The sequence below is a fragment of the Actinomycetospora sp. genome (genome assembly GCF_055612215.1).
Genome location: NZ_JBVPVA010000812.1, coordinates 1 through 3,334, shown reverse-complemented (window position 1 = coordinate 3,334; position 3,334 = coordinate 1). Strand labels below are relative to the sequence as shown.

Annotated in this window: 4 protein-coding genes; 3 read left to right on the top strand and 1 reads right to left on the bottom strand. The window is 74.3% G+C overall.

All coding sequences use genetic code 11. The features are described 5' to 3' along the window. Positions 1–208, bottom strand: a 208-nt coding sequence (locus tag AC0CYZ_RS22170; RefSeq protein ID WP_472219318.1) for a hypothetical protein, incomplete at its 3' end; no start/stop codon positions are given. 107 nt (positions 209–315) lie between these two features. Between AC0CYZ_RS22170 and AC0CYZ_RS22165 the strand changes: the two genes are divergently transcribed. The 3 genes from AC0CYZ_RS22165 to AC0CYZ_RS22155 all read left to right on the top strand — a co-directional run. Beyond that, positions 316–1,458, top strand: a complete 1,143-nt coding sequence (locus AC0CYZ_RS22165) for a hypothetical protein (protein WP_472219316.1) — start codon at positions 316–318, stop codon at positions 1,456–1,458. Between the two features lie 95 nt (positions 1,459–1,553). Continuing rightward, the gene (locus AC0CYZ_RS22160; protein WP_472219314.1) at positions 1,554–2,951 is read left to right on the top strand and encodes a hypothetical protein; all 1,398 of its coding nucleotides are present in this window, start codon (positions 1,554–1,556) and stop codon (positions 2,949–2,951) included. Beyond that, on the top strand, positions 2,948–3,334 hold a 387-nt coding region (locus tag AC0CYZ_RS22155), incomplete at its 3' end, for a YveK family protein (protein WP_472219312.1). The genes AC0CYZ_RS22160 and AC0CYZ_RS22155, both read left to right, overlap by 4 nt.

Genomic DNA, 3,334 nt, shown 5'->3' with positions numbered 1-3,334 from the left:
CCAGCCGGCTCGCGACCCGCCGCGGGAGCGGCACGCGCATCGACGGCAGCACCGCGGACGAGTAGCCCGAGTGCTCGCGGTAGACGAAGTGACGCTCGGGCTCCTCGGTGAACAGGAAGTGCACGTGGAAGTCACAGCGGGCCGCGAGCTCGCAGAACAACGGCTCGCGGTAGGGCGCCTGGGCGTCGGTGAGCCACGCGACCCTCATGTCAGCACCCACAACATGGCAGGTCCTCCAGCACGGTGACCTACGGTCGTCGGCACCCGCCTAGCATCCCCCAAGCGGGCGATCCCGAACACCAGGATGTGGGTCACATGTCGCAGCAGCGCGAGATTGCCATCGCCCAGATGGAGGCCGCGGGTCACCGTTTGCGCTACGTGCGCATGCTGCTCTGCGCCGTGGCGCCGGAGCGGCGCCTGCTGCTCGTGCCGGCCGCGGTGCACGACTCCCCCGAGTTCGCCGAGCACCTCGCCGACGTCGTCGACCACGTCGAGCTGCTCCCCGCGTCCCGGCGGGAGGCCATGCGCGTCGCGGTCGCGACGGCCCGAGCCCGCGGGGCACGGCTGGTGGTGCCCGACGGCGACAAGAACGTCGGGCCGCTGCTGCTCGCGCTCGCCCGGCCGGGCCGGGTCGAGGTCTCGGTGCTGCTCATGCGCACCGCCCTGCCCGGCGGACCGGAGCCGGCCACCGTGGGGATGGCGCTCAAGCCCGTCCTCGCCGCCGCCCTCGCCCGGCGGCCCGGGGTGCGGGTCCGCTTCCTCACCGACGCGTTCGGCGTCGTCGTGCGCCGGCGCGGGTTCCCGGGGGTGCTGCCGGTCCGCGACCCGGTGGCCGTCACTCCCGACCCCGCCCGGCCGCGCGAGGGGAGCCCTCGGGCGGATAGAGCGACCGGATCCTCCCCTCGCGCGGTGGACGGCGCCGTCACCGTCGGGGTGTTCGGGGTCATCAGCGCCCGCAAGAACCTCCCGGTGCTGCTGGCCGCCCTCGCCGGCGCGGCACCCGACGACCCCGTCGCCCGCGTGCACCTCGTCGTCGGCGGCCGCTGCGAGCCCGACGTCCGCGAGGTGCTCCGCTCCGGCCCCGACGCCGCCACGCTCGCCGCGGCCGGGCGCCTGCACGTCGACGACCGCCTGCTCACCGAGGCCGAGTTCGACGCCGCCGTCGCCGGGGTCGACGCCGTGGCCGTGCTGCACGACAACGACGCGCCGAGCGGCGTCGTCGCCGAGGCCGCCGCGCGCGGGGTGCCGGTGCTCGGTCCCGCGCGGGGCTGGGCGTCGAGCATGGTCACCGGGACCGGGATCGGCGAGGTCGCCGCCGTCGACGACCCCGCCGACGTCCGGGCCGCGCTCGCCCGCCTCGTCGCCGCCCGTCCCCGCCGCGCCGCGGCCACCCGAAGGGCCCGCACACGATTGGGTACCGAGCACTTCGTGACCGGGCTACTCGGCAACGTGACGTAATCACCTCCCCCAACCGGTTCCCTGGATCTTCACCCGACCGCTAGTCTGCCGGGGCTGTGACCAGCAGAGGGTGATCTTCGGGGAGGTGGCGCAGCGTGACGACGCTGCTACCGCGTCCCGTCCGACGGGGCCGCGCCAGCGTGACCACGCCCCGCGTGCCCGTCGTCCTGCCCGTCGGGCTCCTGCTCGTCTCGATCGTCCTGCTGCGCCCCGGCACGTTGGGCGAGTACACCGCGCTGATCGGCTGCGGGTGCGCCCTGGCCGCGGGCGTCGCGGCCGTGCTGCGGCGCGAGTTCGCCCCGGTGCGCCCGGTGCGGGCGGTCTCCGCGCTGCTGGCGCTGATGGCGCTGGCCTACACGTGGATGGTGCTGCACGGCGTGTGGGTGGACGACCTGGACCGCATCCGCAGCCTGTTCCAGGACTTCGTGCTCACGATCGGCTCGCTGACCGCCGCCGTCCTGGTGCTCGCCGACCCGCGGGCCCGCCTCGCGCTCGGGCGCGGCTTCGTCGTGCTGCTGTGCGTCATCGGGGCGATGTGGATCGTCACCGCGCTCTACTGGTCGGTGACCTACGCCGGCGCCGGACAGGTCACGACGATCCCCGTCGGCACCGTCGGTCCGCAACCGGTCTACTTCCCGTTCACCGTCAGCTACTCGACGTCGTCGGTGTTCGGCACGGACGTCCCCCGCCTGACCGGGATCGGCCGCGAGTCGGGCTGGATGGCGATGTACTGCGCCGCGGGGTGGTTCGTCGCCGAGGCGGTCGGCTACCGATCCTGGCTGGTCAAGCTGCTGCTTCTCGCGGGGCTCGTCGGGACGCTCTCGACGGCGGGCTTCGGCGTCTTCGTCGTCGTCGCCGCCCTCGACGTGTTCCTGCGCCCGCGCGGCGGGATCCGGCTCTCGGGGATGGTGCGCCAGCTCGGCGGCCTGGTCGCGATGGGACTCGCGGGCTGGGTGGCGTTCTATGCGCCCGTGCTCGGCCTGGCGGCCAAGCAGACCTCCAACGAGGCCTCGCTCGACGAGCGCTCCGACGCCACCGCCGCCGGATTCCGCGCGCTCACCCACCAGCCCCTCGGCGGGCACGGCACCGAGAAGCAGGCCGGGATCAACCTGATCTCCGACGTCGCCGTCAACGGCCTGCCGTTCGTGCTGCTCGTGACCGCGGCGCTGCTCGTGCCCCTCGCGCTGCTGCGCCGCCCGCCCGGCGTACGCGGCCGGGCCGCCCCGGTAGCCCTCGTCGTGTTCGCGACGCTCCTGACCTCCCAGCCGGCCGCCGCGTCGACCTGGGTCTTCGTCCTCGTCGCCCTCGCCCTGGCGTGCGACGAGCTGACCGACGCCGAGCGCACCGCGCCCGGCACGCTCCTCCCCCGCGGCCTCCAGCGGCTGCTGGGGGTGCGGTCCGCCCCACGTGCCAGCGAAGCGTCGACGCTTGCACCCAGTGGCAGTGAATCCCCGTCGTCGCCCGTCCCCAGCCTCCCGGGAGATCTGTCGTGAACGTCCGCGAGTACTGGACCGTGCTGCGCGAGGACAAGTGGCTCGTCGGCAGCGTCCTCGTCGTCTGCGTGGCCGTCGCCGCCGCCGTCGCCCTGCTGCTGCCGCGCACCTACACCTCGACCGCGATCTTCTACGTGGCCTCTCCGCAGACCACGACGAGCTCGAGCGACTCCTACCAGGGCGCGCAGCTCTCGACCGAGCGCGTGAAGTCCTACTCCGAGCTGCTCACCGGGCCCCGCGTGGCCGCCGACGCCTCGGCGCTGCTGGGGGGCCGGCCCACCGCCGAGCAGATCCAGAACGCGGTGAGCGCGGACTCGGTGGCCGAGACCGTCGTGCTCAACCTCAGCGTCACCGAGTCGACCCCGCAGGACGCGCAGCTCGTC